Below are 438 nucleotides of genomic sequence, written 5' to 3' on the forward strand. Positions count from 1 at the left end.
CCCGCGCCCGAGGCCGAGCAGACCGAGGTTCCCGAAGAACTCCAGCAGCCCGCGCCCGCGCCGGGTGAAGGCGCGCTGGCGGCCGAAGGGCAGGGCACCCCGATGGCCGAACGCGTGGCCACGCTCGGCATCGTCAACAAGCGCAATTCGCTCACCCGCGAGATCGAGATGAAGCCGGGCGAAGCGCGCCGGATCGACGATCTGGTGATTCGCCTGTCTGCCTGCGAGAAAACCGCGCCGTGGGAAGATCCGCCCGAAACCGGCGCTTTCGTGCAGGTCAACGTGAACGAGCGGCCCGATGCCGATAGCGAAGCCGTGTGGACGCGGGTGTTCTCGGGCTGGCTGTTCAAGAACTCTCCCGGCCTCAATGTGGTCGAGCACCCGATCTACGATGTATGGGTGAAGGACTGCGCGATGAGCTTTCCCGGCGAGGAAGAG

General features: G+C 66.4%; 1 protein-coding gene. It reads left to right on the forward strand.

The features are described from left to right. Nucleotides 1-438 (forward strand): DUF2155 domain-containing protein (locus D2V17_RS05085; protein ID WP_119592016.1); only part of this gene is annotated, 438 nt, incomplete at both ends.

Source organism: Aurantiacibacter xanthus (assembly GCF_003584015.1).
Taxonomy (GTDB): domain Bacteria; phylum Pseudomonadota; class Alphaproteobacteria; order Sphingomonadales; family Sphingomonadaceae; genus Alteraurantiacibacter; species Alteraurantiacibacter xanthus.